General features: G+C 62.4%; 25 protein-coding genes and 2 pseudogenes. 6 read left to right on the top strand and 21 right to left on the bottom strand.

The features are described from left to right. Positions 1-230: 230 nt before the first annotated feature. The 11 genes and pseudogenes from CXP40_RS21010 to CXP40_RS20965 form a co-directional block, all read right to left on the bottom strand. Positions 231-1,502 (bottom strand): MFS transporter, encoded by a 1,272-nt coding sequence (locus CXP40_RS21010; RefSeq protein WP_218239097.1) that lies wholly within the window; start codon positions 1,500-1,502, stop codon positions 231-233. Between the two features lie 70 nt (positions 1,503-1,572). Next, positions 1,573-1,735: pseudogene (locus CXP40_RS24045) on the bottom strand (ethanolamine utilization protein EutQ); the annotation flags it as partial. Further along, a complete protein-coding gene (locus CXP40_RS24310) occupies positions 1,732-1,899 on the bottom strand; it encodes a hypothetical protein (protein ID WP_371916977.1) in 168 nt (55 codons plus the stop codon). The pseudogene CXP40_RS24045 and the gene CXP40_RS24310, both read right to left, overlap by 4 nt. A gap of 115 nt (positions 1,900-2,014) precedes the next feature. Then, positions 2,015-3,262 (bottom strand): Xaa-Pro peptidase family protein, encoded by a 1,248-nt coding sequence (locus CXP40_RS20995; protein ID WP_106735310.1) that lies wholly within the window; start codon positions 3,260-3,262, stop codon positions 2,015-2,017. Between the two features lie 95 nt (positions 3,263-3,357). Continuing rightward, positions 3,358-3,729 (bottom strand): ethanolamine utilization protein EutQ, encoded by a 372-nt coding sequence (locus CXP40_RS20990; RefSeq protein ID WP_106735309.1) that lies wholly within the window; start codon positions 3,727-3,729, stop codon positions 3,358-3,360. Beyond that, positions 3,726-5,054 carry an FAD-binding oxidoreductase gene (locus tag CXP40_RS20985; RefSeq protein ID WP_106735308.1) on the bottom strand — a complete coding sequence of 443 codons (1,329 nt, stop codon included), beginning with the start codon at positions 5,052-5,054 and terminating at the stop codon, positions 3,726-3,728. The genes CXP40_RS20990 and CXP40_RS20985 overlap by 4 nt, the downstream gene beginning before the upstream one ends. A gap of 10 nt (positions 5,055-5,064) precedes the next feature. Next, complete coding sequence (locus CXP40_RS20980) at positions 5,065-6,318, bottom strand: FAD-dependent oxidoreductase (protein ID WP_256579524.1); 1,254 nt, start codon at positions 6,316-6,318, stop codon at positions 5,065-5,067. Further along, positions 6,307-6,471, bottom strand: a pseudogene (locus tag CXP40_RS24040) (rubredoxin); the annotation flags it as partial. The gene CXP40_RS20980 and the pseudogene CXP40_RS24040, both read right to left, overlap by 12 nt. Positions 6,472-6,476: 5 nt before the next feature. Beyond that, entirely contained in the window at positions 6,477-7,922 is a 1,446-nt protein-coding gene (locus tag CXP40_RS20975) for an aldehyde dehydrogenase family protein (protein ID WP_106735306.1), read from the bottom strand. A gap of 10 nt (positions 7,923-7,932) precedes the next feature. Beyond that, positions 7,933-9,123, bottom strand: coding sequence for an aromatic ring-hydroxylating dioxygenase subunit alpha (locus CXP40_RS20970; RefSeq protein ID WP_177429703.1), 1,191 nt, complete (start codon positions 9,121-9,123; stop codon positions 7,933-7,935). Between the two features lie 415 nt (positions 9,124-9,538). Beyond that, positions 9,539-10,465, bottom strand: a complete 927-nt coding sequence (locus CXP40_RS20965; protein WP_106735304.1) for a LysR substrate-binding domain-containing protein — start codon at positions 10,463-10,465, stop codon at positions 9,539-9,541. Between the two features lie 240 nt (positions 10,466-10,705). Between CXP40_RS20965 and dusA the strand changes: the two genes are divergently transcribed. Further along, positions 10,706-11,707 carry a tRNA dihydrouridine(20/20a) synthase DusA gene (gene dusA / locus CXP40_RS20960; protein ID WP_106735303.1) on the top strand — a complete coding sequence of 334 codons (1,002 nt, stop codon included), beginning with the start codon at positions 10,706-10,708 and terminating at the stop codon, positions 11,705-11,707. Here the strand turns inward: dusA and CXP40_RS20955 are convergent. Further along, positions 11,701-12,003, bottom strand: a complete 303-nt coding sequence (locus CXP40_RS20955; RefSeq protein WP_021490573.1) for a winged-helix domain-containing protein — start codon at positions 12,001-12,003, stop codon at positions 11,701-11,703. The two genes, dusA and CXP40_RS20955, sit on opposite strands and share 7 nt — an antisense overlap. Before the next feature lie 195 nt (positions 12,004-12,198). Here CXP40_RS20955 and tal point away from each other — a divergent pair, with 195 nt between their 5' ends. Next, complete coding sequence (tal, locus tag CXP40_RS20950) at positions 12,199-13,125, top strand: transaldolase (protein ID WP_021490574.1); 927 nt, start codon at positions 12,199-12,201, stop codon at positions 13,123-13,125. A gap of 130 nt (positions 13,126-13,255) precedes the next feature. Here tal and rssC read toward each other — a convergent pair whose 3' ends face one another. Together rssC and rssB are read right to left on the bottom strand one after the other, a co-directional pair. Beyond that, complete coding sequence (rssC, locus tag CXP40_RS20945; protein ID WP_026088796.1) at positions 13,256-13,738, bottom strand: anti-sigma factor antagonist RssC; 483 nt, start codon at positions 13,736-13,738, stop codon at positions 13,256-13,258. Positions 13,739-13,746: 8 nt separating this feature from the next. Continuing rightward, positions 13,747-14,931 carry a two-component system response regulator RssB gene (gene rssB, locus CXP40_RS20940; protein ID WP_021490575.1) on the bottom strand — a complete coding sequence of 395 codons (1,185 nt, stop codon included), beginning with the start codon at positions 14,929-14,931 and terminating at the stop codon, positions 13,747-13,749. 214 nt (positions 14,932-15,145) lie between these two features. On the opposite strand from rssB, the gene CXP40_RS20935 reads away from it, so the two are divergent. Beyond that, complete coding sequence (locus CXP40_RS20935) at positions 15,146-15,445, top strand: PilZ domain-containing protein (RefSeq protein ID WP_021490576.1); 300 nt, start codon at positions 15,146-15,148, stop codon at positions 15,443-15,445. 57 nt (positions 15,446-15,502) lie between these two features. Here the strand turns inward: CXP40_RS20935 and CXP40_RS20930 are convergent, their stop codons facing one another. Then, positions 15,503-16,207, bottom strand: coding sequence for a VacJ family lipoprotein (locus tag CXP40_RS20930; RefSeq protein WP_099523040.1), 705 nt, complete (start codon positions 16,205-16,207; stop codon positions 15,503-15,505). 104 nt (positions 16,208-16,311) lie between these two features. On the opposite strand from CXP40_RS20930, the gene CXP40_RS20925 reads away from it, so the two are divergent. From CXP40_RS20925 to CXP40_RS20915, 3 genes are all read left to right on the top strand, one after another. Then, positions 16,312-16,722, top strand: coding sequence for a thioesterase family protein (locus tag CXP40_RS20925; RefSeq protein WP_106735302.1), 411 nt, complete (start codon positions 16,312-16,314; stop codon positions 16,720-16,722). 62 nt (positions 16,723-16,784) lie between these two features. Beyond that, entirely contained in the window at positions 16,785-17,501 is a 717-nt protein-coding gene (locus CXP40_RS20920; protein WP_106735301.1) for a phosphatase, read from the top strand. 116 nt (positions 17,502-17,617) lie between these two features. Then, a complete protein-coding gene (locus CXP40_RS20915) occupies positions 17,618-17,884 on the top strand; it encodes a DUF4404 family protein (RefSeq protein WP_003460925.1) in 267 nt (88 codons plus the stop codon). A 175-nt stretch (positions 17,885-18,059) separates the two neighbouring features. Here the strand turns inward: CXP40_RS20915 and queF are convergent, their stop codons facing one another. From queF to CXP40_RS20885, 6 genes are all read right to left on the bottom strand, one after another. Continuing rightward, positions 18,060-18,890, bottom strand: coding sequence for an NADPH-dependent 7-cyano-7-deazaguanine reductase QueF (gene queF / locus CXP40_RS20910; protein ID WP_106735300.1), 831 nt, complete (start codon positions 18,888-18,890; stop codon positions 18,060-18,062). Between the two features lie 302 nt (positions 18,891-19,192). After that, on the bottom strand, positions 19,193-22,261 hold the full coding sequence (locus CXP40_RS20905; protein WP_106735299.1) for an efflux RND transporter permease subunit: 3,069 nt from the start codon (positions 22,259-22,261) through the stop codon (positions 19,193-19,195). Beyond that, on the bottom strand, positions 22,258-23,280 hold the full coding sequence (locus CXP40_RS20900) for an efflux RND transporter periplasmic adaptor subunit (RefSeq protein ID WP_106735298.1): 1,023 nt from the start codon (positions 23,278-23,280) through the stop codon (positions 22,258-22,260). Before CXP40_RS20900 ends, CXP40_RS20905 begins: the two co-directional genes overlap by 4 nt. A gap of 156 nt (positions 23,281-23,436) precedes the next feature. Further along, complete coding sequence (locus tag CXP40_RS20895) at positions 23,437-24,231, bottom strand: ABC transporter permease (protein WP_106735297.1); 795 nt, start codon at positions 24,229-24,231, stop codon at positions 23,437-23,439. Beyond that, positions 24,228-25,160: an ABC transporter ATP-binding protein gene (locus tag CXP40_RS20890; RefSeq protein WP_106735296.1), complete on the bottom strand. Its 933-nt coding sequence runs from the start codon at positions 25,158-25,160 to the stop codon at positions 24,228-24,230. Before CXP40_RS20890 ends, CXP40_RS20895 begins: the two co-directional genes overlap by 4 nt. A gap of 154 nt (positions 25,161-25,314) precedes the next feature. Next, positions 25,315-25,977 (bottom strand): transglutaminase family protein, encoded by a 663-nt coding sequence (locus CXP40_RS20885; RefSeq protein ID WP_106735295.1) that lies wholly within the window; start codon positions 25,975-25,977, stop codon positions 25,315-25,317. Positions 25,978-26,018 lie beyond the last annotated feature (41 nt).

Raw genomic sequence — 26,018 nt, 5'->3', positions numbered from 1 at the left:
CGGTAATCGCTGCGGATGATCAATAGTCGAACAGGCGCGAATCCATCGACAAACCATTTAATCTGCGCGACTTATGATTTTTAATCATCAATTCGCACGATCATTCAGGGCGCCACCAAACAGCCTAAAAGCCATATTTCACGGGCGCTGGCGAGCCGCCAGGCAGGCACCTGCAGGCTCGTCGTTATGGCTGAGCTTTGCGCATCCATTCGCAGGTAGGTATGGATCGTTCAGAGCCTCTGGCTGGGTGCCTCCTCGACTCGCTCCTCGACGCTGACCGCTGGCTCGATAACCGCAGCCAGGGTCGTGCAGGCAAGGGCATTGGGTGTGGCCTGATGCTGCAGCGGCGCATCGTCCTGCAGGTGCTCGCCGGTCACGCGCCCTTGCCCTACGGCAACCGCCAATACCGCCGCGCTGATGGCAAAGAACAGATAGAGGCTGGAGGGGCCGAAATACCCCATCAGTGCACCGGCCAGCAGCGGACCGATGCAGGCTCCCACACCGAAAGTAGCGAGCAACAAACCCGCCAGTGACACGCGCAGACGCGGCTCCATGTTGTCGTTGGCCAGGGCCACACCAAGCGGGTACAGGCAGAACTGCAGGAAACCGATGCACGCGCTGAACAGCAGCAGCACGCCGAACGACAGGCCCTGATAGAACGCCAACGGCAGGCAGGTCAGGATCAGCAACGCCGCCACACCGCGAATCAGACTGGCGCGAGGCAGACGATCCGACAGCCAGCCCAGTGGCAGTTGCGCAAGCAGCCCAGCCGCAATCGCCAGGGCCATGAACTGGCCCACTTCCACCGTGCTCAGGCCCTGTCGGCTGGCGTAGATCGACGACAAGCCATAGAAACCACCGTTGATCATCCCCGAGATCAGTACGGTGAACAGCGACTGCGGCACTCGCTGCAGGAACAGGCGCAGGTCGACCGGCTCGGAACCCGGTATGCTCGGATGGGTGCTGCGGGTCAGCGCCACCGGCACCTGGCTCAGGGCGAAGGCGATGACCACGCCGAGTAACGCATGCAGGCCGAGATTGCCATCGATGCTCAGCGCCAGTTGACCGAGCATCATCCCGACGTAGGCCGCGACCATGTAGATGCCCAGCACCCTGCCGCGCTGATCGCTCTGCGCGCAGTCATTGAGCCAGCTTTCCACCACCATCAGTTGGCACATCATCGCCACGCCGACGACAAAACGTAGCAACAACCAGAGTGGCAATGCCTCACTGAAGGCATGCGTCAGCACCGCCGCGCAGATGATGCCGGAACAGGCGACGTAGGTACGGATGTGACCGACACGGCCGATCAGCACCTGGCCGACCTTGCCGCCGACCACCATGCCCAGAGCATTGGCAGCCATCAGCGCACCGCCCCAGAACTCGGCGACGCCACCGGCAGTCAGGCGCAGAGCAAGGTAGGTCATCAGCAGGGTCGAGCCGAGCTGCATCAACAGGCTGGCCAGATAGAGTGCAGCGAACGCCTGGGTCAGTCCGAGCAATTGCTCACCCCTTTTTCACGGAGAACCACCACGCCTGAGCCGGGCGCGCAGCAAAACGAGACCATAGGCAACCCTCCCAGCGGGCGAACCCGATGCCGATGTTCGGCGAGCTCTCGTTGCTGATCGCCTGCGCCACGAAAGCGGCGCCGGGTGGACCGCCGTGCGGGAGGAACGCCAGATCGATGGTGATCGACCAGTTGCACCGGGCCTTTCCCGGAAACGACCTGGCTCATAGCTCGCTCCGACTGTTCCAGGGCGCGCCGACACCCTTGTCGCAGGCAGTGGCGAACACGCCCGGCTGCAGCTCGCCGAAGCAAGGGCTGAACGGCACATCGGCCCACTGCGGGCAGCGCGCCAGGAAGGCCTTGCGATGGTCGGTGCATACCGAATCGCGCATGGCGCCGCTGCGGCTCTTTCCGTACGCGGGCACGTGCTTGCAGGTGTTATGGATGATCCGACGGCGATCCTGAATCATGCGCACTGTGGTGCCCCCTTCCTGTGGCCCACCCCAATCACAGCCAGTCCGTTTGCCACGGGTAGCGCGACAGGGCTTCGCAGCCATTGGCGGTGATCAGTACCTGCTGCTCCAGCTTGATGCCCTCCTTGCCGCCCTGCTCGCCGATATAGCTCTCCACGCAAAGCACCATGTTTTCCTCGAATACCCCGTCGTAGCCGCTGCTGGTCCAATCGGCCCCCTTGTGCGCCAGAGCCGGGTACTCGTCGACCAGGCCGACGCCGTGCACGACACAGCAATAACGGTTGTGCCAATAGGCCGGCGGAATTTCCCAGGACTGCTCGACGAACTCGCGGTGACTCAAGCCCGGACGCAACAACGCCATGTTGTGCTGTACCTGTTCATGGGCCAGACGATAGAGCTTGCGCTGCTCGGCGCTGGGGGAAACGTGGCCGACAGTCCAGGCTCGAGAGATGTCGGCGCAGTAACCGTACGGGCCGATCAGGTCGGTGTCGAAGCAGACGATCTCACCTTCCTGCATCACGCGGTCACTGGACTCCTGCATCCAGGGATTAGTACGCGGCCCTGAGGCCAGCAGGCGGGTTTCGATCCATTCACCACCGTGGCGAACGTTCTCGTAGTGCAGCCAGGCCCAGAGCTCGTTCTCGGTCATGCCGGGGCGCAGTGCATCGTGCATACGCTGGATGCCGCGCTCGCACACGGCGATGGTCCAGCGCATCAATTCCAACTCCTCGGGGGATTTGATCCGCCGTGCCTGCTCCATCAGGCTGTGCCCTTCTATCAGAGTCAGGCCAGCCTCGCGCAGCAGGTCGAAGCCTTCCAGGTCGGCCTTGTCCACTGCCAGGCGCACCTTGTCTCCAGCATGCTGGCGAATCACCGCCTGGATATCGTCGGCCCAGTCCAGAGCCTTCTCGCCGATGCGCGAGCCGGCACCGAAATAGCTCCAGTTGATCGCTGGACGTATCTCGTCGAGCAGTTCGTTGCCTTGGTGCAGGTGTTCGCAGTTGTGGAACTCGAACAGCACCACAGGCCCATCGGCGAACACCAGCGCATAGCGGGCGTAGTTATGCAGCGTCCACACCTGCATGTTGGAGGTGTCGGTGGCGTAGCGGATGTTCACCGGGTCATACAGCAGTATGGCCGCGCAATCGGCGGCCTTGAGTTGCTGACGCACTCGCTGCAAACGATAGGCGCGAGCAGCCCTATGGGTCTCGACGCTGACCGGATTGCGCAGTGGCTGCGTGGCGACCTCGTCGGCCAGATACTTATTCTTGTTTTCGAACATGGCTAGACTTCCTGAGGGATGAAAGTGGACGCCGCCGGAGCCGAAGTGCTCCATCTGCGCGCCGGCCAGCAAAGCGGGGCCATAGGCCGCCCTGCCTAATCCAGACCATGCCGTTGTTTCCAGTCCCCCGGATGGACCACGTAACCGAACAGCGCATGGCCGCCGTAGACCAGCTCGGTGCCTTCGGGAATCCACAGCAACTGCCCCGGCTGAACACGATACAGCTGACCATTGGCCTGGAGCTCGAAGCAGCCTTCGATGACGAAGATCACCTCGTCGTACAGCAGGGTCCAGGCCACCTCGGCGCCTTCCCAGCGGGCGAAACCGATACCGATGTTCGGCGAGATCTCGTTGCTGATCGCCCGCGCCACGAAGGCGGCGCCGGGCGGCCCGCCGCGTGGGGTGAAATCCAGGTCATGGTGATCGACCAACAGCACCGGGCCTTTCCCGGAAACGACCTGACTCATAGCTCGCTCCGGCTGTTCCAGGCCGCCAGGCGAATTCGCGAACGCACGCCCAGGCCGAGAAATGGCTCAGGCGGATTGAGCGACGGCATGCCGGTGACGGCCTGGATATCGCGCAACTGCGCCGAGTCGCTGCCGACCGCCATTTCCGCCAGCAGCGTGCCGGAGATGGTGCCCCAGGCCGCGCCAACACCATTGTCGCAGGCCGAGGCGAACACGCCCGGTTCCAGTTCGCCGAAGAAGTTGGTGAAGTTGCGCGAGATCGCGTAAACACCGCCCCAGGTGTGGCTGAACGGCACATCGGCCAGTTGCGGGTAGCGCGCCAGGAAAGCCTTGCGATGATCGGCACGCACCGACTCGCGCATGCCGTCGCTGGTGCTCTTGCCGTACTTGGGCACGTGCTTGTAGGTGTTACGGATAATCAGGCGGCGGTCCTGAGTCATGCGTACCGTGGTGCCGGCGTGATCGGCCGGGGTCAGGCCCCAATCGAGCTGACCACCGAAGGCCGCCAGCTCGGCATCACTCAGCGGACGCGTCCAGCTGGCGAAGGTCATCACCGGCAGCAAACGGTTACGCAGGTAACCGAACTCCTGGGTGAAGATGCTGGTGCCAAGCAGCAACTGCTCGGTGCGAATCGTGCCCTGACTGCCCTGCAGCAGCCAGCCGCCCTGTCCGTCGCGTCGCAGACCGGTGATGGGCGACTCTTCCAGCAGCTCGACGTTTTCCGGCAGCGAGTGCGCCAGCCCGGTGACCAGTGCCGCCGGCTGCATCAGATAGCAGCCTGGGGTGAAGATCGCGCGACTGTAATAGTCATTGCCCAGCACCTGCGCCAGCTCGTCGCGCTCGACCAGGCGAAAGGGTTCGCCGAGGTTCGTCAGCAACTTTTCGAAGTGCTGCAGATACGCCAGGCCACGCTGGCCCACCGCGCCCTGATACTTGCCGGCGTGGGACCATTGGCAGTCGATACCGTGACGCTCGATCAACCCCTGCAGCTGGGCGATGGCAGCGCGATTGAGCGATAGCAGGCGCTGTTTGTGGGCCGGGTCGGGATGTTCCAGGGCGAACTTGTGCGGCAGGTCGATGACGAAACCGGAGTTGCGTCCAGAAGCGCCCTGGCCGACACGCTGGGCGTCGACCAGGATGATGCGTTTGTCCGGTAGCAGCTCGCCAAGGCGGCGCGCAGCGGCCAGGCCGGCGAAACCGGCACCGATCACCGCGTAGTCGGCGTGTTGTTCGCCTTGCAGGCGCTTGCACGCAGGTTGCTGTGGCAGTGCGGCGTACCAGCCGCAGCTGCTGTCGTCATGGGGCAGATTGATTTGCTTGCTCATGCGCGTGCCCTCAGGCCACTGATCGTTGTGCGTTCTGGCAGCTTTGCAGCCAGCTGTTGCGTTGGGTCTGCGCCTGTCGTCCGAGCAGGACGAAGCCGCACGCCAGCCCCTGGGCATCGTAGAAACCGGCGCTCAGGCCATCGGCGTTCGGTGTGCAGCGCCACTCACCAGCGGTGCCAGGTGCCGGCGCCAACAGGCACAGCGGTGCGGCTGGGGTTTTCACCGTCACCGGCATCAGCGGATAGCTCACCGCCGTCGGCTGGCCAAGCAAAGTCTTGCTCAGCGCAGCAATGCCCTGGTTGATCGGAGCCAGATAAGGCAGCAATTGCCCATCGACCTCGATGCAGTCACCCAGGGCGTAGATGCCCGGCTGCGAACTCTGCAGCTGAGCATCGACCTGAATCCCACGGCCCACGGCCAAACCAGCACATTTGGCCAGGCCCAGATTGGGCTGAAGGCCGACAGCCGAGAGCACCAGATCAGCCTCCAGGCTTTCGCCATTGGCCAGAGTCAAGCGGTAGCCCTGTTCCAGCGCATCGACACGGCGCACGGTGTTCTGCAAGTGCCAGCTGACGCCCAACGCAGCCAACGCACTTTGCAGATGTTGCCCGGCTTCGGCCGGCAGCAAGCGCTCCATTGGCCACTTACCCAGGCCGATAACGCTGACCTGAAAACCGCTGGCCGCCAGGTCGTTGGCGAACTCGCAGCCGATCAGCCCATCACCGAGAATCGCCACGCGTCGCACGCCGACCAGGCGCTCGCGGAAACTGCGGTAGTCATGCAGGTTGTTGACGCTGATCAGCGCATCGCTGGCCCCTTCGATGGGCAGGCGAATCGGCGCCGCACCGCTAGCCAGCACCAGCTGGCCGTATTCCATCTCACCGATGTTGGTGTGCAGGCGCCGCGCCGTGGTGTCGATGTGCTCCACCGTGCAATGCGGGTAGACGCGAATTTTCAGGCGCTTCTCGATGGCCAGCGCCGACTCACCGGCCAGCGCGTCGGCGCTTTTGCCCTGAGCCAGACCGATGGACAGCGCCGGCTTGGAATACAGGTGCCCGGACTCCTGGGTCAGCACGCGTATTTCTACCTCGGCATCAGCGCGGCGCAGCGCCTGGGCCAGGCCATAACCGGCGTAACCGCTGCCGATGATGACGATGGGCTGACGCACTTCGGCCGCCAGCGTCTGCAGCGGTTGCGGCGGCACCGGCAGCGGCGTGCTGAGCGGCGCTGCGGCGGCAGCGACGACCGGGCTGATGTCGAGCATCTCGAAATCTTCCTTGCCGACTTTGCACTCCGGGCATTTCCAGTCCGCCGGTACGTCTTCCCAACGGGTGCCGGCGACAATGCCGTCGTCCGGCCAGCCCAGGGCCTCGTCGTAGATGAGACCGCAGACCACACACAGCCAGGTCTTGAACATGGCGCTCACTCCCCCGCCACGCGAATGGCGACGTTCTTGGTGCGTACGTAGCTGTACAGCGCTTCCTGGCCCTTCTCGCGGCCGAAGCCGGACAGGCCAACACCGCCGAACGGCGTTTCGATGCCACCGGCATACCACTCGTTGACGAATACCTGGCCAGCACGCAGGCGCCGCACGCAGCGCATGGCGCGGCTGATGTCCTGGGTGAAGACGCCAGCGACAAGGCCGAAATCGGTGCCATTGGCAATCTCGATGGCCTGCTCTTCGCTGTCGAAGGGGATGATCGCCAGCACCGGGCCGAACACCTCTTCCTGGGCGATGCACATGTCCGCGCGCACGTCACGGAACACTGTCGGGCGCATGAAGTGCCCGGCCAGTTCGCTATGAGCCTCGCCACCGGTGGCCAGTACCGCGCCTTCATCGACTGCGCGCCGACACAGGGTTTCGATTCCAGCAAGTTGAGCGGCACTGACCACCGGGGTGAGGTCCGGGTTGTCCTGGCCGAGGCCGACGCTGAGCCCTTCGGCCAGCTCGACCACAGCCTGGACGATGTCTTCGTAGATCTCGCGCTGCACCAGCAGGCGCGACATGGCCGAGCAGACCTGCCCGGCATTGAAGAAAATGCCGTTCTTGACGCTGGCCAGCAGTTGCTTGCGGTCGACGTCGGCGAAGGCGATGGCGGCCGATTTGCCGCCCAGCTCCATGACGCTGGGAATGGCGTTGGCCGCCGCATCACGGAGGATCGACTGGCCAGTGGGCACCGAGCCGGTGAAGACGATCTGGTCGACCTTGGCGCTGCTAACCAGGTGCGCTCCAACCTCACGGCCACGGCCGCAGATCAGGTTGATCGCGCCTTGCGGCAAACCGGCCTTGACGATGGCGCGCACCAGCACGCACATGCCCAGCGGCGACAGCTCCGGCGACTTGATCACCACCGCGTTGCCGGCAGCCAGTGCCGGCGCCAGGGAGCGCGCGCAGATGGACACCGGGAAATTCCACGGCACGATCTGCGCCGATACGCCCATGGGGTCGTACACAGTGAAGTCCATGTAACCGTTGCCCAACGGGATCGAGGTGCCCTCGATCTTGTCCGCCATGCCGGCGTAGTACTCGAAGTAGCGCGCGGCTTCGATGAACTCATCGCGGGCATCGTTGATGCTCTTGCCATTCTCCTGGCACAGCACCCAGGCGCCCTCGTCCGCCACCGCACGGATTTCCTCGGCGATGCGCAGCAACCAGCTGACCCGCTGCGCCGGTCGGGCGCGGGTCAGCTCGCCGCTGTCGGCGCAGCGACGCGCTGCCTGCAGTGCACGCTCGGTGTCTTCGACAGTAGCCTGAGCGATGGTCGCCAGCGGCTCGGCAGTACCGGGGTTGTTCACGCGCAGGTGCTGAGCGCTGTCGACCCAAGCACCATCGATGTAATTGAGCCAGTGAGAGGCGATCGGATACATGACGGCCTCCTCAGGCGTTCTGCGCGATGGCCAGCAACTTGCGCGCGGCCCACTGGTGGAAGTAGTGCGTCGGGATGTCCATTTCCGGGGAGAACGCACCGCCGCCGTAACCCGGCGAATGACGGCCCTTCTGCATGCCCTCGACCGAGGCGATGTCTTCGGCGAACACTACTTTCCACGATTCCAGGATGGCGTTGCGGCAGGCGGCGTACTCGTCGCTCAGCGCCTCGTCACCGACATAGAACAGGCGCAGGTGCTCGATGGTACGGCCCGGTGCGACCGGTTCCAGCTGCATGGCGAAGGCGTGGTCGGCCTGGATGCCCAGCAGCACGTTGGGGAAGAAAGCCACGTACTCGGCGTTGCGCAGGCGGTCCTGCGGCCAGCTGGGGAACTGCGGCAGGTGGGTGCCGGCAACGTCGGAGAGGTTGTAGGCGTAGCTGCCCTGGCCGGCGAACTGCTCGTCGAAGAGGATGTTGTAGTGATCTTCCAGGCGCGAGTAGGTGTTCAGGCTCGGGTGCACCCACGGCAGGTGGTACGCCTCGCAGTAGTTCTCCACGGCCAGCTTCCAGTTGCAGGCGATGTCGAGGGTGGTCGAGTCCATGTTGGCGCGGCGGCGCATCAGGTCCATGCCATCATCACCGAGGAACTGGCTCCAGCGCGCGGTCAGCGGCGCCAGCATCTCTTCCAGCGGCTGCGCGTCGCCGGACAGGTTGACGAATACCATGTCCATCCAGATGGCGCTGCGGATGGCCTTGAGGCCGTGCTTCTCGCAGGCGAAACGCTCGTCCTTGTGCTTGTCGATGCCGCCCACGTGCGGCGTGCCCTTGAGGCCGCCGTTAAGATCGTAGGTCCAGGAGTGGTACGGGCAGCGAATCACGCCCTGCACGGTGCCGGCCTCTTCCACCAGCTTCATGCCACGGTGGCTGCAAACGTTGTGGAACACCTGCACCAGGCCTTCGCGGTTGCGCATCAGCAGCAGCGGCAGGCCCATGAAGTCGACCGGTTTTACCGAGCCGTTCTGGTTCAGGTCGCTGGCGAAACCGACACAGGCCCAGGTCTTACCCATGACCTGGTCGCGCTCGAGCTCGAACAGCTTCTGGTCGGTATAGAACTCGTTGGACAGGCCGGTGGCTTGGTGGATGGGCGCGAGTACGGTTTCCAGTTGGTGCACTGGGATTTGCTGAGAAGTGGCTTGAGTCATTGTTGTTATCCCCTGCAAGGCACGGTGGTGGTGATCGGCAGTCGCTACGGCGCTGCTCGTTGGTCACCAGTGTCGAAAAGCAGGGGATTGTTCGACAAACGATTTTTTGCACTGATATTTATGATAAAAAATCATAAATATTAGGAGAGATGGGTAAGTAAACCCAGTAATTACGCGGGCTGATGCATGTGCTTAACTCATCGACTCATGACGAGAAATGGTTTGTCCGGCGTTGCCGCCGCTGCCATCTTGCCGCCACTGCGCAACGCTCTGCAGACACTTGCCAACCCGGCAAGCGCTGCCTGCTGCGCAGCGGTTCCACGCCAACAGCCGCGAAACCGCCTTCCTCACTGATCGCCCACGCTACGGGCGACGTACGAGCTGCCTCAGGCCAAAAGCCTGCGGCAGCCTCGTTTCAACCCGCCTGAAGCTCATCACCGGACTCGCTGGTGACCTGCTCCATCAACCAGTTGCGAAAGCGCTGCACGCTCTGCCGACTGCTGCGCCCGACGGGCTCGAGCAAGCAGAACTGCGCATCGGTATGCAACGTCACATCGATGGGCCGCACCAATGCGCCGGTCTGCAAATAGTTGTCGACCAGGTTCGACCAGGCCAGCGCAATACCCTGCCCGCTCAACGCCGACTGGATCAGCATCGAATAGCTGTTGATATTGATTCGGTGCCGCGGCTCGCGCGCCTTGTAGCCCAGACGCTGGAACCACTCCGGCCAGCTGATCCAGTCACGCTGCGGGTCTTCCAGCCACAGCCAGGTGCCGGTGGCCAGCTGCGTCGGGTCGCAGAAATCCGGGTGCTTGGCCAGGTAACCAGGGCTACACACGGGGAACACTTCTTCGGCGAACAGCGGCGTCACCTGCATGTTCTTCGGCGGCGTACGGCAGTAGTACAGCGCAAGGTCGCAGTCCAGGCGGGAGAAATCCTTGACGTGGTCATAGGCGATGATGCGCAGGTCCACTTCTTCATTGTCTCGCTGGAACTCGGCGACCCGCGGCAACAGCCAGAGCGACGCCATGGCGGTGCTGGTCACCACCGTGACCTGTTGCGCGCCACGCCAATGACGAATCTCGCCAGTGGCATGGGCCAACTGCAGCAGGGACTCACGCACCGTGTCGTAGTAGTGGCTGCCGGTCGGGCTGAGATTGATCTCGCGGGTGGTGCGCTCGAACAGGGTCTTGCCGAGGTAGTCCTCAAGCAGACGAACCTGCCGGCTGATCGCACCCTGGGTGACGTTCAGTTCCTTGGCCGCGAGGGTGAAACTCAGGTTTCGCGCGGCTGACTCGAACGCCACCAGGCTGTTGAGTGGAGGCAGAGGTTGAATCTTCATGCAGGCAATTCACGCAGGCGTTGTTGTTATTTGGCCGCTGTCTGGAGAGCGGCTCGACCTAAAGCATGCAGCTTGTAGCGTTAAACCGATACGCGTCGCGAGAGAAAAGTCACAGCTCTGGTAGACTTGCACGCCGTTGCCAGCAGTTGCGCCACTGTGCGACGGATACCAGTAAAACAGCGCCGCGCCAGAGTTTCTTGCCTGAAAACCCCGTCAACACGTCAGAACGCGTCATCCCACATGTCTTTAGAAAATGTTGTAGCCACGCCGTCCGCCCTGTCCCGCCGCTTCTCCGTGGCCCCGATGATGGATTGGACTGACCGTCACTGCCGGTTCTTTCTCCGTCAGCTGTCGCGTCATGCCCTGCTCTACACCGAGATGGTCACCACCGGCGCGCTGATCCATGGCGACCGCGAGCGTTTCCTGCGTTACAGCGAGTGCGAACACCCGATCGCCCTGCAGTTGGGCGGCAGCAACCCGCAGGACCTGGCGACCTGCGCGAAGATGGCCGAAGAACATGGCTATGACGAAGTGAACCTGAACGTCGGCTGCCCCAGCGACCGCGTGCAGAACAACATGATCGGTGCCTGCCTGATGGGTCATCCGGCACTGGTCGCTGATTGTGTGAAGGCCATGCAGGACGCCGTGAGTATCCCGGTGACGGTCAAGCACCGCATCGGCATCAATGGCCGTGACAGCTACGCCGAGCTATGCGATTTCGTCGGCCAGGTACGCGATGCCGGCTGCCGCAGCTTCACCGTGCATGCGCGCATCGCCATCCTCGAAGGCCTGTCGCCGAAGGAAAACCGTGAGATTCCGCCGCTGCGCTACGACATCGCCGCGCAGCTCAAACAGGACTTCCCAGATCTGGAGATCATCCTCAACGGCGGTATCAAGACCCTCGAGGAATGCGAGCAACATCTGCAGACCTTCGATGGCGTGATGCTCGGCCGCGAGGCCTATCACAACCCCTATCTGCTGGCGCAGGTGGACAGCCGCCTGTTCGGCGCTGCAGACACGGGCATTTCCCGCATGGACGCTCTGCTCGCACTCAAACCCTACGTCGAGCAACACCTGCGCGAGGGTGGCACCCTGCATCATGTCAGCCGTCACGTACTGGGCTTGGCTCAGGGCTTCCCCGGTGCACGGCGTTTCCGCCAGCTGCTGTCGGTGGACATTCACAAGGTGCAAGACCCACTGGGCCTGCTCGACCAGGCAGCCGAACTGCTACGCGGTCATTGATCTGGCGCGCTCAGGCGATAGCGGCTACGCCCGGTCGTCTGCACCAGGCCATTCTCCTCCATACGGCGCAGCACCTGGCGCACGCTGACCAGCGACAGCGGTTCGCCGGCCTCATTCAATTGCTGGTGGAGTGCGCGCGCAGATATCCCCTGCTCGTCATTGGCGCTGCACAGCGCCTCCACCACCTTGAGCCGGGGCATACTGAAGCGCAGCCCGGCGGCCTGCAACCACTCACGGCACTGGCGCGTGTCCAGACCAGCGGAAACTGAACGAGAAAGCTGGGTTTGGGTCGACATGCTCGGGCTCCTTGGCAGCTCGTCTACAGTCGGACTCCACCGACTTCGGCACGTTCTTACGTACCGTCATAGATAAAGACGAATGAGCCGGCAAAAAGCGCAGCCCGAAAAGGTAAATATTGTCAGTGACCCGACCGTTGAGCGCCCGCTGCGCCTCGGGTAAGGTCATGCCATCTGCAACGACAAGGCCTCGTCATGACCTCCAAGCTGGAACAACTCAAGCAGTTCACTACCGTAGTCGCCGACACCGGTGACCTCGATGCCATCGCCCGCCTGCAACCGGTGGATGCCACCACCAACCCCTCGCTGCTGCTCAAGGCGGCTGCCCTGCCTCGTTATGCCGACCTGCTGAATCAGGCCATGAGTGCTGGCAAGGGTGACCTGGGGCTGGCCTGCGATCATTTCGCGGTGGCCGTCGGCCAGGAGATCCTCAAGGTCATCCCGGGCCGCATTTCCACCGAAGTCGATGCGCGCCTGTCGTTCGACACCGACGCGACCCTGCGCCGCGCCGAGCGCCTGATCGGCCTTTACGAAAAAGCGGGCATTGGCCGCGAGCGCGTACTGATCAAGATAGCTTCGACCTGGGAGGGCATCCGCGCGGCCGAGCAGCTGGAAAAAGCCGGCGTGCAGACCAACCTGACCCTGCTGTTCGCCTTCGCCCAGGCACAGGCCTGCGCCGATGCCGGCATATTCCTCATCTCGCCGTTCGTGGGGCGCATCTACGATTGGTACAAGAAGGCCGAGGGCCGTGATTTCGTAGGCAACGATGATCCTGGCGTGCAGTCGGTCAAACGCATCTACAACTACTACAAGGCCAACGGCTACGACACCGTGGTGATGGGAGCAAGCTTCCGCAACCTTGGTCAGATCGAAGCGTTGGCCGGTTGCGACCGCCTGACCATCAGCCCCGACCTGCTGCAGAAACTGGCTGAGGGCGATGGCCAACTGAGTCGCCAGCTCGCCCCTGGTGCTACCGGCGAACCTCGCCAGAGCCTCGATGAAGGCGGCTTCCGCTGGGCGCTGAACGAAGACGCCATGGCTACCGAGAAGCTGGCCGAAGGCATCCGCCTGTTCGCCCGCGATCAGGAAAAACTCGAAGCCCTGCTGGCCGCCAAGGCCTGAATGACAAAGGGGCGTCAGCCAAGCTGACGCCCCTTTGTCATTGCGAGTTCGAAGGTGCGGTGCGCCGTGCGCACCACCAACTTTCTCGGCAGATATCGGTGCGCGCCGCGCACCCTACGGAAACAATCGATCAGTGCCGCTCGAGCGCGCTAACCAGATCGTGAAAGGCTTCGCGATTGGAGTCGTTCAGCCCCATCAGGATGCGGTGCGCTTCCAGCACCTTGGCCTTCACCACCTCTTCGGACTGATCCTGCGAAGGCAGATCATCCAGGCAATCCGGGCAGGGAATCGGCCGGTCGACGATGTTGAACACCTGGTCGAAGCCCATTGACTCCAGCAGGCGCGTGATGTCGTCGTGAGTGGTGACAACGGTCGGCAACAGACCAACCTTCTGCCGCGACAGAATGGACAATTTCGCCAGCAAACCGAGAGTCGTACTGTCGATACTGCGAGTTTCGGTCAAGTCGATGACGATGGCCGAAAAATTCAACGCGGTGAAAATCTTTTCAATCGTGGCATCCAGTGCTGAACACAACGTCAGACGGACTTCACCGACAAACTTCAGGACGAAGGTTCCGTCCTGCTCGGCGAATTGGATGCGACCGGGGCTTATCCCAGGATTCATGCAAGGTTCCTGCTCAACACCAGCAAGGCGATATCATCCGGCATCTCGCCCAGATTGGCCAGACCGAGAACTTGACGCAAACCACCCAGCGTACCGCCAGCCTGGCTAACCAGTTGTGGCAACGCCAATTCCTTCTCTTTCAGCGTGTCACCTGGCAGCAGGTCGAGAATGCCATCGGACAGCAGCGTCAGGCTGAAAGACTCTGGCAACTGCATTTCCAGATCACCGTATTCGGCTTCCTCGAACAGGCCGACTGGTAGGCCACGGCCTTCCAGGTAGCGCGCCTGGCCATTTTCGAACAGCACCGGCAGCGGCAGATGCCCGCCGATGCTGTAGGTGAGCATGCCGCTCTCCTCGTCGATCACACCGCCGAGCATGGTCACGTGCTTGCCCAGCTTACAGTTGATCAACCCGCGATTGATGTGGCCGAGCACATCGGAGGGTTTGAATTCCGGTAACGTGCCGCCACGCCGCCACTCGTAGAGCAGGCGCGTGGTCATGAACTTGAGCAACACGGTGACGAATGCCGACGATGCACCATGGCCGGAGACATCGGCCAGGTAGAACGCGATGCGTCGCTCGTCGATACGGAAGTAATCGACGAAGTCACCGGACAGGTACAACGACGGAATGATCTGGTGCGCGAAGCTCAGGCCATCGGCCTGCCAGGGCGTCACCGGCAGCATGTTCATCTGCACCTGACGGCCGGCGTTCTGGTCCTCCTGCAACAGGTGCAGGCTGGCCTGCAGTTCGCGGTTGGTCGCTTCCAGCTTCTCACGATAGAGCTGGTTCTCCACGCGCAAACGCGAGCGATCCAGCGCACGGCGCACCGAGTGCTCCAGTACGGCGAGATCTTCAAGCGGTTTGATCAGGTAGTCGGCAGCGCCGAGACGCAGGGCTTCGACGGCATCGTTCATCACACCGGCGCCGGAAACGACGATAACTGGCACTTCGACGCCCAGCGCGTTGATACGACGAATCAGTTCAAGACCGTCGACCTGCGGCATGCGCAGATCGCAGATCATCAGGTCGGGGCCTTCCTGCTGGAACACTTCCAGCCCCTGCAAACCGTTGTTGGCCTGCAACACCTTGAAGCCGCTGTCCTCGAGGTAAGCCGCGAGGCTTGCACGTACGACATCGTCGTCGTCAATGATCAGCAGAGTGGCACTGGTTTTGTGCATGGGGTATCCAGGCAAACTGCGCCAGGGCAATTTTTGGTCACTGCCCGTGGCGCGGCGCTGCATCTATGGCGCCAGGGCGATTTCAAGGGGCAGACGGTACTCCCATCTGCCGGCCGATTCAAGCCGGGACCGGTCGTCGTTCGGCGGCTTTACAGGTCAAATCGACGAGGGTTATAAGAGCCGCGGGAGAGCTCATAAGAAGAGGACAGGGTCCATGAGTCAGAACGATCGAGCGTACAGCGAGAAACGCGACTACATCCGCATGCGACTGGAAGCTGCAGTCGTCCTCCATCATGCTGGCCGGGAAATTCCTGCACTGTGCCTGGATCTTTCCAGTACTGGCATGCAAATCGAGGCTGAAGCGGCCTTGAGCATGGGAGACAAGGTCAAGGTCCATATCCCTTCAGAACACAGCGAACTCGCCGGCCTCGACGCCCACGCAGAGGTCGTGCGGGTCGGCGACCTGGGTGACGGCCGTCAGTCGCTGGGCCTGGCCATCATCTCCATGAGCTGAAATCTGCATTTACGAAAAAGGCGGCCCAGGGGCCGCCTTTTTTGCATCTGTCAGGACTTAAAAGTCGTCTTCGACCTGGCCATCCTTGACCTTGAACTCACGGCTCTGCAGGTAGGCGTTGCGGATGAAGATGTACTTGTCGCCGCTGATCAGTCGCTCGGCCTGCAGCAGGTTGGCACGGGTGTCGACCACCTGCACGCCACGAGTGACGTTACGGGTCGGCACATGATCCATGTGCGGATACGGCGTCAGGAAGCTGTCCGGCACCCGACCGGTGGCATCACGCACAGTGCTTGGCCCGAGGAGCGGGATGACCAGGTAAGGCCCGCTATTCAGACCCCAGACGCCCAGGGTCTGACCGAAGTCTTCGTCACTCTTGCGCAGGCCCATGTGCTTGGCCACGTCGAAGAAGCCCAGCACACCGAACGTGGTGTTGAAGATCAGGCGACCAGTATCGACGCCGGCGTTGTGCAGTTTGCCCTGCAGCAGGTTGTTGGCCAGGTTGCCAACGTCACCGATGTTGCCGAATACGTTGTGTACGCCATCTTCGAGAAACTGCGGCGTGACAGCCCGGTAACCCTGGGCGATCGGCTTCAGCGCATAGGTATCGACGGTATCGTTGAAACGGAAGATGGGGCGATTGAAGCTTTCCCAAGGATCTTCTTCCGAGGCGGCCTGACTCATCGCAGGCAGCAGGCTCAGGCCGACGAGGGCCATCAGGCCACCCAGGCGCGCGATCCAGCGAGCACCGATCACATGCATTTAAATCTCTCCTTGAGGAAATTAATGTGGCCACCGCCAGCGGGCCGAATGCCGCGTAGTATAAAGCCTGGAGCCCTGATTGGGCAGCATAGCGAAGAAAAGCGATGACCGACGAAACCTTGCTGCACACAGCACACATCCCCGTACGCTGGGGCGATATGGACAGCTACGGGCACGTCAATAACATCATCTACATGCAATACTTGGAAGAAGCCCGTGTCGCCTGGTTCGAGCTGGCTGGCGTAGCCATGAGCAACGTGCCGTTCGGCCCGGTGGTCCTGCAAACCCAGCACACCTACCTGAAACCGGTGATCCACCCCGCCACCGTGATGGTGGAACTGAGGGCAGGCGCAGTGGGGCGCAGCAGCCTGGTGATCGAACACCGGCTGCGCACCGTCGAAGACCCGCTCACGGTCTACGGTGAGGGTTACTGCAAACTGGTATGGATCGACCATGAGAGTGGCAAGTCGGTAGCCCTGCCGGAGCACGTACGCGCTCTGTTCGACGTCATCTAGCGGTCACATTACGGTCATCCGCTGGCGCTAGATTGGCCTAGGCCAATGCCACGGATGATCCCATGCCCTCCCCCTGCACCGCCCTGATCTTTCAACTGTCCGGCTGCCTGGTCGACTTCGGCGCCCGCACGCTACCCGTCGCACTGCAGCGGCTGCACCCCGAGTGCACGCCCGCAAGCCTCGTCGGTGCGCCGCAGCAGGCGCTGGATGCCTGGCTAGGCAAGCCGGCAACCGCAGCACAACTGCAAGCGCTACAGCAGACGCTGAGCGAGGTGGCCGGCGACCATGCCGAACTGACCCCAGGTGCTGCACAGTTACTGCAAAGCCTGCATGCCAATGGCACGCCCTGCGCCTGGCTGGACGACCTGCCGGCCGATACCAGCCTGCGCCTGGCCGAAGCGCTGCCCACATCCATCGAAGCGGTGTTGGCGCGTCAGACAAGGCCGTGGCCGGCACCAGACAGTTGCTGGCAGGCATTGAGCCAGCTGAACGTCGAGCGCCTGGATGGTTGTGTAGTCGTCAGTGGTAATCCGCTGATGCTGCAAGCCGGGCTCAATGCTGGCTGCTGGACCATCGGCCTGGCCGCCTGCGGGCCACTATGCGGCTATGCCCTGGCCGACTGGCAGGCACTGGACGCAAGCGAGCAGAAACACCTGCGCGCCGAGGCCACGCTGCAGCTCTATCGTCTGGGCGTGCACTCGGTGGTCGATCACCTGGGAGAAATCGAGGCCAGCCTGGACGATATCGGCGTGCGCCGGAGCAAGGGCGAAAAGCCCTGAGCCTTTGACTCGGATCAGGCAAAGCCGGCCCGCTTGGATTAACCTTCAGGTACGGGTTGAAAACTTCCAGCGCCGCTGGGGGTCAATGCCTAAGCTGATTCGACAAGGAGAACTCTATGCCAGCAAGCGACCTGCAGCAGCAACTGGAAGCCCTTCAGCAACACCTGGCCCAGGACACGCCGCTCAGCGAGGAAGAACGCGCATCGCTTTACCTGCTGACCCAGGAAATCGAAGTGCAATTGGCGCGTGAAGCCGCCTCAGCGCCTGACGCCACGCTGATCGATGGCGTCAATCTGGCGGTGGAACGTTTCGAGGCCAGCCACCCTACCCTCGCCGGCACCCTGCGCAACATCATGCAGAGCCTGGCCAATATGGGCATCTGAATGCCCTGCCCCGGCTCAGGCCCGGCGTTTCAAGCAAAATGTCGCCGCTTGGCCAATGCCACTTAGCCAAGCGTCGATGCATCGAACGTGTAGGAGCGGCGCCCCGCCGCGAACCTGGGCGGGGCTCCTACAAAGGCCGCATTGGCAGCATTGTCTAAGCGGCATTTTTCATGGACTACTGGCGCGCCAGGCGGCCATTTTCCGGCGTGATCGCCTCGGTGCTGCGATACGGATTGATGTCCAGCCCACCGCGGCGCACGTAGCGCGCATAGACAGTCAGCGAGTGCGGCTGCAGCAGGCGCTGCAGATCGAGAAAGATGCGTTCGACGCACTGCTCGTGAAAATCCGCGTGCTGGCGGAAGCTCACCAGATAGGCCAGCAGGCTGGCATGATCCAGCGCGGCACCACGATACTCGACGACCAGGCTGCCCCAATCCGGCTGACCGGTAACCGGGCAATTGGATTTGAGCAGATGACTGTGCAGGCTCTCCTCCACCACGCGACCGGCGTCGCAGCGCAGCAGCTCGGGTTGCGGGTGGTCGTACTGGCTGACACTGATATCCAGCTCATCGATGCACTGACCGGGCAGCGTCGCCACTCCTTCGTCAGAAACCTCAGCCACAGAACGCAGGCGCACCGCTACTGGCTTGCCGGCCACCGCCGACAGATCACGCACCAGTGTCGCTTGCAACTCATCCCAACTGGCGAAAGCCGACTGGTTCAGGGAGTTGAGGTACAGCTTGAAGGACTTCGACTCGATGATGTTCGGCGAGTCTGCGGGGATGGCGAACTCACCGATGGCCACCACCGGCTTGCCGGACGGCAGCAGCCAGGACAACTCGTAGCAGTTCCAGTAGTCCACGCCCTGATACGGCAGGCTGGCGCCATCGAGGCCCAGCTCCGCCCACTTGGTGGTACGCGAGATGGGAAACAGCAGCTCGGGGCTGTACTCGGCGATGTACTGGCTGGACTTGCCCAGCGGGGAATGTTCGGCGGGGTGCTGCATGGCTGGCAATCCAGGGTGGCGAAAACCGCGCGAGTTTAGCGGGTTGAGCGCCAAGTCGCACCCGCGAAGCACCACGCAAAACACTTGTAGGAGCGAGCTCCGCTCGCGAATCGCCTCACCGCCAAAAGCTTCGCGAGCAGAGCTCGCTCCTACGACAATCAGTCGTTCAATGCCCGTGGGAGGGGCTTTCGGCTCGGGCATCCTGCTTCGCTCTACCTCCTGCATCCCTGCAGTCGTGGCCGCGACAGCTGCAAAAGCTCGCCGTTAAAGCGCCTCCTACGATGGCTATCGGCACAGGCCAGTCAGACCGCTGCCGGCTCCTCCTCGATTACCCGCAGCGGTGCCCAACGGCGCAGCAGCAGGTACAGCGTCGGAATCACGTAGAGGGTGAAGAAGGTCCCCACCAGCAATCCGCCAACAATCACCAGGCCGATCTGCTGACGGCTTTCGGCACCGGCACCCGTGGCGATGGCCAACGGCAGCGAACCCAGCACCATGGCGCCGGTGGTCATCAGGATCGGCCGCAGGCGCTGCACCGACGCCTCAATCACCGCCTCACGTAGCGCCTTGCCCTCGCGCAGCAGGTGGTTGGCGAACTCGACGATAAGGATGCCGTGCTTGGTGATCAGGCCGATCAGAGTCACCAGGCCGATCTGCGAGTAGATGTTCCAGGTGCCGCCGAACAGCTTCAACGCCAGCAAGGCACCGGCCATCGACAGGGGCACGCTGAACAGAATGATCAGCGGGTCGCTGAAGCTCTCGAACTGCGCGGCCAGCACCAGGAAGATGAAGGCCAGCGCCAAAGCGAAGATCAGCAGGATGCCCGAGCTGGATTCCTTGAAATCACGCGAAGTGCCGGTGTAGTCGTACTGCGTCTCAGGCGGAAATACCTCACGGGCGGCGACTTCCAGATGATTGAGCGCCTCGCCCAGGGTGTATCCGGTACCGACGTTGGCGCTGATGGTCACCGCACGTAGCTGGTTGAAGTGATTGAGCTCACGCGGCGCCACCGTTTCGCGCACCTCGATCAGGTTGGACAGCTGCACCATGCCGCCATCGCGATCACGCACGTACACCCGATCCAGGTCCTGCGGGTTGCTGCGGTCGATATCCTGCAGCTGCACCATGACGTCGTACTGCTCGCCGTTCTGCTTGAAGCGGGTCACCTGGCGGCTGCCAAACAGGCTTTCCAGGCTGCGGCCGATCACCGATACATCGGTGCCAACCGCCGTTGCCTGCTCACGATTGACAGTGATCTTGAGCTGCGGCGAATTGAGCTTGAGGTCGCTATCCAGCCCCTCCAGGCCCGGATAATCACGCATGCGCTCCATCAGTTGATCGACATAAACCTGCAGCTCGGCATATTCCATGGACGAGCGCACGACAAAGTTGATCGGCTGGTTACGCGCACTCTGCCCCAGCGGCGGGCGGTTGACTGGGGTCACGCGCATGCCGGCGATGTCCTGCAACTGCGGCAGCAGCTCATTGCGAATCTCGAACTGGGTACGCGAGCGGTCGCCCCAGTCCTCCAGTTTCATGAAGGAGATGCCCTGCGCCACCGTGGGGAAACCGGCGATCATCAGATAGCGATTGGTCTCCGGAATGCTCGCGTAAGCGGCTTCGACCTCACGGCCGTAGCGCGCCGTGTAATCGATGGTGGCCCCGTCCGGGCCATTGAACACGCCGACGATGGTGCCGGTGTCCTCGGTAGGCGCCAGCTCCGAACGCAAGCCGCCGAACAGCCAGGCGCACATCACGAAGGCGCCGAGCAGCACGCCAAGCACCAGCGGCCAGGCACGCAGGGCACGGTCCAGACTGTGCTTGTAGCTATAGGTCAGGCCATTGAGGAAGCCTTCGATCAGGTTGTACACGCGGCCATGGCTCTGCTCGTGCTGATGCGGTTTGAGCATCACTGCGCACATCATCGGCGTCAGCGTCAGCGCCACAAAACCGGAAACCAGCACGGCGCCGGCCAGGGTCCAGGCGAACTCGGTGAACAGCTTGCCGGTAGTGCCCTGCATGAAGCCGATGGGGGCGAACACCGCAGCCAGGGTCAGGGTCATGGCGATCACCGCGAAGGCGATCTCGCGACTGCCCTTGAAGGCCGCCTGCATGGGCTTCATCCCGGCCTCGATATGGCGATGGATGTTCTCCAGCATGACGATGGCGTCGTCCACCACCAGGCCGATGGCCAGAACCATCGCCAGCAATGTCAGGGTGTTGATGGTGAAGCCCATCAGCGACATCAGGGCGAAGGCGCCGATCAACGAGACAGGGATGGTCACCAGCGGAATCAGCGTCGCACGCAGCGAGCGCAGGAAAATGAAGATGATGAGGATGACCAGCGCCACCGCCTCCCAGATGGTGGTAAAGACGTTATCGATGGACTCGCGGATGAACTGCGAGTTGTCGTTGGCCACAGTCATGTTCATGCCGTCGGGCAGCAATGCCTGAACGTCATCCCAGGCCGCTTCAAGGCCATCGGAGATATCCAGCGGGTTGGCCGTGGCCTGCTTGACCAGGCCCAGGGTCACCGCTGGCAAACCGTTGAAACGCACCACGGTGCGCTCGTCGCGCGGCCCCACTTCGGCGCGGCCAACGTCGGACAGACGCAGCAGGTAGCCTTGCGAATCGTCGAGAATCAGCTCGCTGAACTGCTCCGGGGTACGCAGATCGGTTTCCGACAGCACGCTGAACTCACGCTCGCGTGACTCGATGCGTCCGGCCGGAATCTCCACGTTCTGCCGACGCAGGGCGTCTTCCACGTCCTGCACGGTGAGGTTGTGCGCGGCGAGCTTTTCCGGGTCGAGCCAGATGCGCATGGAGAAGGTACGCGCCCCACGCACCTGCACTTCGGACACACCGGGAATGGTCTGCAGGCGATCCTTGACTACCCGCTCCAGCAGATCGGTGATCTCCATGGCGCTGTGCTGCTGGCTGTGAAAGGCGATCCACACCACCGGCTGGGCGTCGGCCTCGACCTTCTGCACGATGGGCTCGTCCACTTCGTCCGGCAGCAGGTTGCGCACCCGACCGAGACGGTCCCGCACGTCGTTGGCTGCCTCGTCAGCGCTGCGGCCGAGACGGAATTGTGCGGTGATCTGGGTATTTTCTGCGCGACTGATGGATGTGACGAAGTCCAGACCCTCGATACCGGAGAGTACGTCCTCCACCGGCTGCGCCACCTGCGACTCCATGATTTCCGGACTGGCGCCGGGATAGGTGACCTGTACGGTGACGATGGGCACGTCGATATTGGGGTATTCGCGCACGTTGAGGCGGTCGTAGGCCATCAGCCCCAGCAGCACCACGATCAGCGACAGAACAGTGGCGAATACCGGCCGGCGAATGCAGACATCGGAAAGTGTCACGGCTGGCGCTCCCCGCTCTTGGTACGCACGGCCAGCCCTTCACGCACACGCTGCCAACCGGCGCTGATGATGGTTTCGTCACCCTGCAGGCCCTCACGCACCTCGACCAGGCCATCGAAACGCTTGCCCAGCGTCACCTCACGGCGCTCGACCTTGCCATCGACCACCAGGTTGACCAGCAACTTGTCGCCCTGCGGCATCACCGCCTCTTCGGGGATCACCAGCGCCTGCGGCCGCTCTTCGAGAATCACCGAAACGCGGACGAACTGGCCTGGCCGCAGGCGCCGATCATCGTTGCCGATATGCGCGCGGATCGCCTGGCTGCGCCCCGCCTCATCCAGGCGCGGGTTGATGGCGAAAATCTCACCACGAAAACGTTCGCCCGGGTAGGTATCGAGGGTGATCTCCACGGTCTGGCCGAGGCGCACCTGGGCCACAGCCTTCTGCGGAATACGGAAGTCGACCTTGAGCGGGTCGAGCACCTCCAGGTTGACAATGTTCTGCCCGGAGCTGAGGTAGTCACCGACACTGGCCTGGCGTAGGCCGAGCGTACCGTCGTGAGGGGCTTTGATCTGAGTCTTGTCGAGCCGTGCCTGGGCCAGGGCCTGGCTGGCGCGCGCAGCCTGCAGCTGGCTCTGCGCCTCATCCAGCGCCTGGGCATTGCTGGCGCCGCGCTGGAACAGCATCTGCGCCCGTTGGTGGTTCTTCTCGGCGAGATCGAGATTGGCCCGGGCCTGGGCGAATTCGGCGCGCGCAATGGCGTCGTCAAGACTGATCAGTAGATCGCCGGCGGTTACCGCCTGGCCCTCGCGAAAATGCAGGGTGGCAAGGCGCCCTTCAACCTCAGGGCGGATCATCACCGACTCGTCTGAGCGCAGCGAACCGAAGGTAATCAGCTCGTCACGCACCTCCATCTGCCGCACCGGCACGGTCTCGACCATTGGCCCTTCTGCAGCAACCGCAGGCAGCGCAAATACACCCAGCCACAGCAATGGAAGAGCACGCAACAGCACGGTCATGATCAGCCCCTTCTTCTTGGTAGAGGCGGAGTCTAACCGGCTGCTGCGTTACTGACAGGTGCGCAAGTTATTTCGCTATGTTTTTTCTCTTGCCACCAGGCCTGTAGGAGCGGCTTTAGCCGCGAGATCGCGGATGAATCCGCTCCCACAAAAGCGTCACTGACGCATGCCGCGACCGCTGATCAGAAGGCGGATGCACAGGGTATAGAGCGCGGCGGTCGCCAGCAGCATGAAACCGATGGCCACGCCGATACGGATGTCGGATACCCCGAGAATGCCGTAACGGAAGGCGTTGACCATGTGCAGGATGGGGTTACCCAGCGACACCGTCTGCCAGAACGGCGGCAACAGCGTGATGGAATAGAACACCCCGCCCAGGTAGGTCAACGGCGTCAGCACGAAGGTGGGGATAATCGAAATGTCGTCGAAGTTGCGCGCATACACCGCGTTGACGAAGCCGCCCAGCGAGAAGATGGTCGCCGTCAGCAGCACCACCAGCACGGTCACACCCAGGTGATGCACCTGCAGGTGGGTGAAGAACAACGACAGCAGCGTGACGATGAAGCCCACCGCCAACCCACGCAGCACGCCACCGACGACGAAACCGATGAGGATGGTGTGCGGCGAGACCGGCGAGACCAGCAGTTCCTCGACGTTGCGCTGGAACTTGCTACCGAAGAAGCTCGACACCACGTTGCCGTAGCTGTTGGTGATCACCGACATCATGATCAGCCCCGGCACGATGTATTCCATGTAGCTGAAGCCGCCCATGTCGCCGATCTGCCGGCCGATCAGGTTACCGAAGATCACGAAGTACAGGACCATGGTGATCGCTGGCGGTAGCAGGGTTTGCGGCCAGATACGCACGAAGCGACGGACCTCACGGTGAACGATGGTACGCAGGGCCACCAGGTTGGCGGCGAATTCGCTGTTGAGGTACTGAGAGGTCATTGCGCCACCTTGGCCAGGTTCTTTTCCACCAGGGAGACGAACAGCTCCTCCAGGCGATTGCTCTTGTTACGCAGGCTGAGCACCTCGACCTGCTGCTGGGCCAGTTGCTGGAACAGCGCGTTGAGGCCCTGGCTCTTCTCCACCTGCACTTCCAGGGTGTGATGATCGACCAGGCGCGCCGGATAGCCCTGCAGCGTCGGCACTGAGCTGTAGGAGTCCTTGAGGTCGAAGAGAAAGGTCTCGACGTGCAGCTTCTTCAGCAGATCCTTCATGCTGCTCAGCTCGACGATACGGCCGTGGTCGATGATGCCGATGTTGCGGCACAGCTGCTCGGCCTCTTCCAGGTAGTGGGTCGTCAGGATGATGGTGGTGCCCTGCTTGTTCAGCTCGGTGAGGAAGCTCCACATCGAACGGCGCAGCTCGATATCCACCCCGGCAGTCGGTTCATCGAGGATCAGCAGGCGCGGCTGGTGCACCAGAGCGCGGGCGATCATCAGGCGGCGCTTCATGCCGCCGGACAGTTCGCGTGAAGCCACGTCGCGCTTGTCCCACAAGCCGAGCTGGGTCAGGTACTGCTCGGCGCGCTCCTTGGCGACGGAGCGCGGAATGCCGTAGTAGCCGGCCTGGGTGACGACGATGTCGAACACCTTCTCGAATTGGTTGAAGTTGAATTCCTGCGGCACCACACCCAAGCAGCGCTTGAGCGCGTAAGGTTCGCGGTCGAGGTCATGGCCGAACACACTGACCGTGCCGCTGCTCTTGTTCACCAGCGTGGAAAGCACGCCGATGGTGGTGGATTTGCCGGCGCCATTGGGGCCGAGCAAGGCGAAGAAGTCACCTTCGGCAACGTCCAGATCGATGCCGTGCAGGGCCTGGAAGCCGTTTCCGTAGGTCTTGGTCAACTGGCGAATGGTCAGGGCGGAGCTCATGAAGATGGGGTTTCCCGCGCGAGAGTGAGGTCGTTATAGATGGGTACGAAGAGCCCCGATTGCAACCGGGTGTTTCGCCCATTTCTTTCTGGCATGCACCCTACCGACCCCGGCGCGCAGATAAAAGACCGTCATGCCAATCTTGATTATCGACTCAGTCGATAACACTGGCCTCACGTTGCATATCGCCTCTCAATTCCAGCGCACCGGTCTCGAACAGATGCGGATAACACCCGCGCAGATGGTCGAAGAACAGTTGCTCGGGCAGATCCTCGAACTGACCGTGATCGTGTAGGTATTCCATGTAGCGCTCCCCCTGGTCGTTGTAAGGGTGGAAGACGCTGTCATGCACACCGTCGAACTCCAGCGGCGCCACCTTGAACACCCGGCACAGCGCCTCGTTGAAGGCCGGCGTGGCCTTGACCCAGCGCCCATTCAGGTAAAGCTCGGTATAGCCGTGCATGGCGAACACTTCGCTGCGTAGCAACTCAAGCAGACGCGGCGTCGACAGGTGATTGCGCACGTCGGCCAGACCAATACGCGCGGGAATCCCACAATGACGGGCACAGGCAGCGAGCAGATTGGCCTTGGGCACGCAGTAGGACTCACCGGCCGCCAATGCATGACTGGCCTTCAATGTCTGCGCATCGAGGCTGAAGGCATAGGGGTTGTAGCGAACCTCGTCACGCACCGCCAGATACAGGGCCACGGCCTGACTGGTCGGTTCTCGTGACGCACCACGCCAACGTTCGGCGAACTCGACTACCGCGCGATGGTCACTGTCAATGAAGCGGCCGGGACGTAGATAGGTCTGCATGGCGAGGGCTCCTGAAGTTTGCTTCAGTCTAATCCCGTCAA

The sequence above is a fragment of the Pseudomonas sp. YY-1 genome (assembly GCF_002843095.1).
In the GTDB taxonomy this organism is placed as follows: domain Bacteria; phylum Pseudomonadota; class Gammaproteobacteria; order Pseudomonadales; family Pseudomonadaceae; genus Aquipseudomonas; species Aquipseudomonas sediminis_A.
The sequence above is the reverse complement of the archived record's forward strand: the minus strand, read 5'-3'. Positions and strand labels throughout refer to the sequence as shown.

Excerpts from the sequence above, each read along its gene's own strand:
- CXP40_RS24310 (WP_371916977.1), bottom strand. The coding sequence starts at position 1,899 with ATGCGCGATTCGGTATGCACCGACCATCGCAAGGCCTTCCTGGCGCGC.
- CXP40_RS20995 (WP_106735310.1), bottom strand. The coding sequence starts at position 3,262 with ATGTTCGAAAACAAGAATAAGTATCTGGCCGACGAGGTCGCCACGCAG.
- CXP40_RS20990 (WP_106735309.1), bottom strand. The coding sequence starts at position 3,729 with ATGAGTCAGGTCGTTTCCGGGAAAGGCCCGGTGCTGTTGGTCGATCAC.
- CXP40_RS20985 (WP_106735308.1), bottom strand. The coding sequence starts at position 5,054 with ATGAGCAAGCAAATCAATCTGCCCCATGACGACAGCAGCTGCGGCTGG.
- CXP40_RS20980 (WP_256579524.1), bottom strand. The coding sequence starts at position 6,318 with ATGCTCGACATCAGCCCGGTCGTCGCTGCCGCCGCAGCGCCGCTCAGC.
- CXP40_RS20975 (WP_106735306.1), bottom strand. The coding sequence starts at position 7,922 with ATGTATCCGATCGCCTCTCACTGGCTCAATTACATCGATGGTGCTTGG.
- CXP40_RS20970 (WP_177429703.1), bottom strand. The coding sequence starts at position 9,123 with ATGACTCAAGCCACTTCTCAGCAAATCCCAGTGCACCAACTGGAAACC.
- CXP40_RS20965 (WP_106735304.1), bottom strand. The coding sequence starts at position 10,465 with ATGAAGATTCAACCTCTGCCTCCACTCAACAGCCTGGTGGCGTTCGAG.
- dusA (WP_106735303.1), top strand. The coding sequence starts at position 10,706 with ATGTCTTTAGAAAATGTTGTAGCCACGCCGTCCGCCCTGTCCCGCCGC.
- CXP40_RS20955 (WP_021490573.1), bottom strand. The coding sequence starts at position 12,003 with ATGTCGACCCAAACCCAGCTTTCTCGTTCAGTTTCCGCTGGTCTGGAC.
- tal (WP_021490574.1), top strand. The coding sequence starts at position 12,199 with ATGACCTCCAAGCTGGAACAACTCAAGCAGTTCACTACCGTAGTCGCC.
- rssB (WP_021490575.1), bottom strand. The coding sequence starts at position 14,931 with ATGCACAAAACCAGTGCCACTCTGCTGATCATTGACGACGACGATGTC.
- CXP40_RS20935 (WP_021490576.1), top strand. The coding sequence starts at position 15,146 with ATGAGTCAGAACGATCGAGCGTACAGCGAGAAACGCGACTACATCCGC.
- CXP40_RS20930 (WP_099523040.1), bottom strand. The coding sequence starts at position 16,207 with ATGCATGTGATCGGTGCTCGCTGGATCGCGCGCCTGGGTGGCCTGATG.
- CXP40_RS20925 (WP_106735302.1), top strand. The coding sequence starts at position 16,312 with ATGACCGACGAAACCTTGCTGCACACAGCACACATCCCCGTACGCTGG.
- CXP40_RS20920 (WP_106735301.1), top strand. The coding sequence starts at position 16,785 with ATGCCCTCCCCCTGCACCGCCCTGATCTTTCAACTGTCCGGCTGCCTG.
- CXP40_RS20915 (WP_003460925.1), top strand. The coding sequence starts at position 17,618 with ATGCCAGCAAGCGACCTGCAGCAGCAACTGGAAGCCCTTCAGCAACAC.
- queF (WP_106735300.1), bottom strand. The coding sequence starts at position 18,890 with ATGCAGCACCCCGCCGAACATTCCCCGCTGGGCAAGTCCAGCCAGTAC.
- CXP40_RS20900 (WP_106735298.1), bottom strand. The coding sequence starts at position 23,280 with ATGACCGTGCTGTTGCGTGCTCTTCCATTGCTGTGGCTGGGTGTATTT.
- CXP40_RS20895 (WP_106735297.1), bottom strand. The coding sequence starts at position 24,231 with ATGACCTCTCAGTACCTCAACAGCGAATTCGCCGCCAACCTGGTGGCC.
- CXP40_RS20890 (WP_106735296.1), bottom strand. The coding sequence starts at position 25,160 with ATGAGCTCCGCCCTGACCATTCGCCAGTTGACCAAGACCTACGGAAAC.
- CXP40_RS20885 (WP_106735295.1), bottom strand. The coding sequence starts at position 25,977 with ATGCAGACCTATCTACGTCCCGGCCGCTTCATTGACAGTGACCATCGC.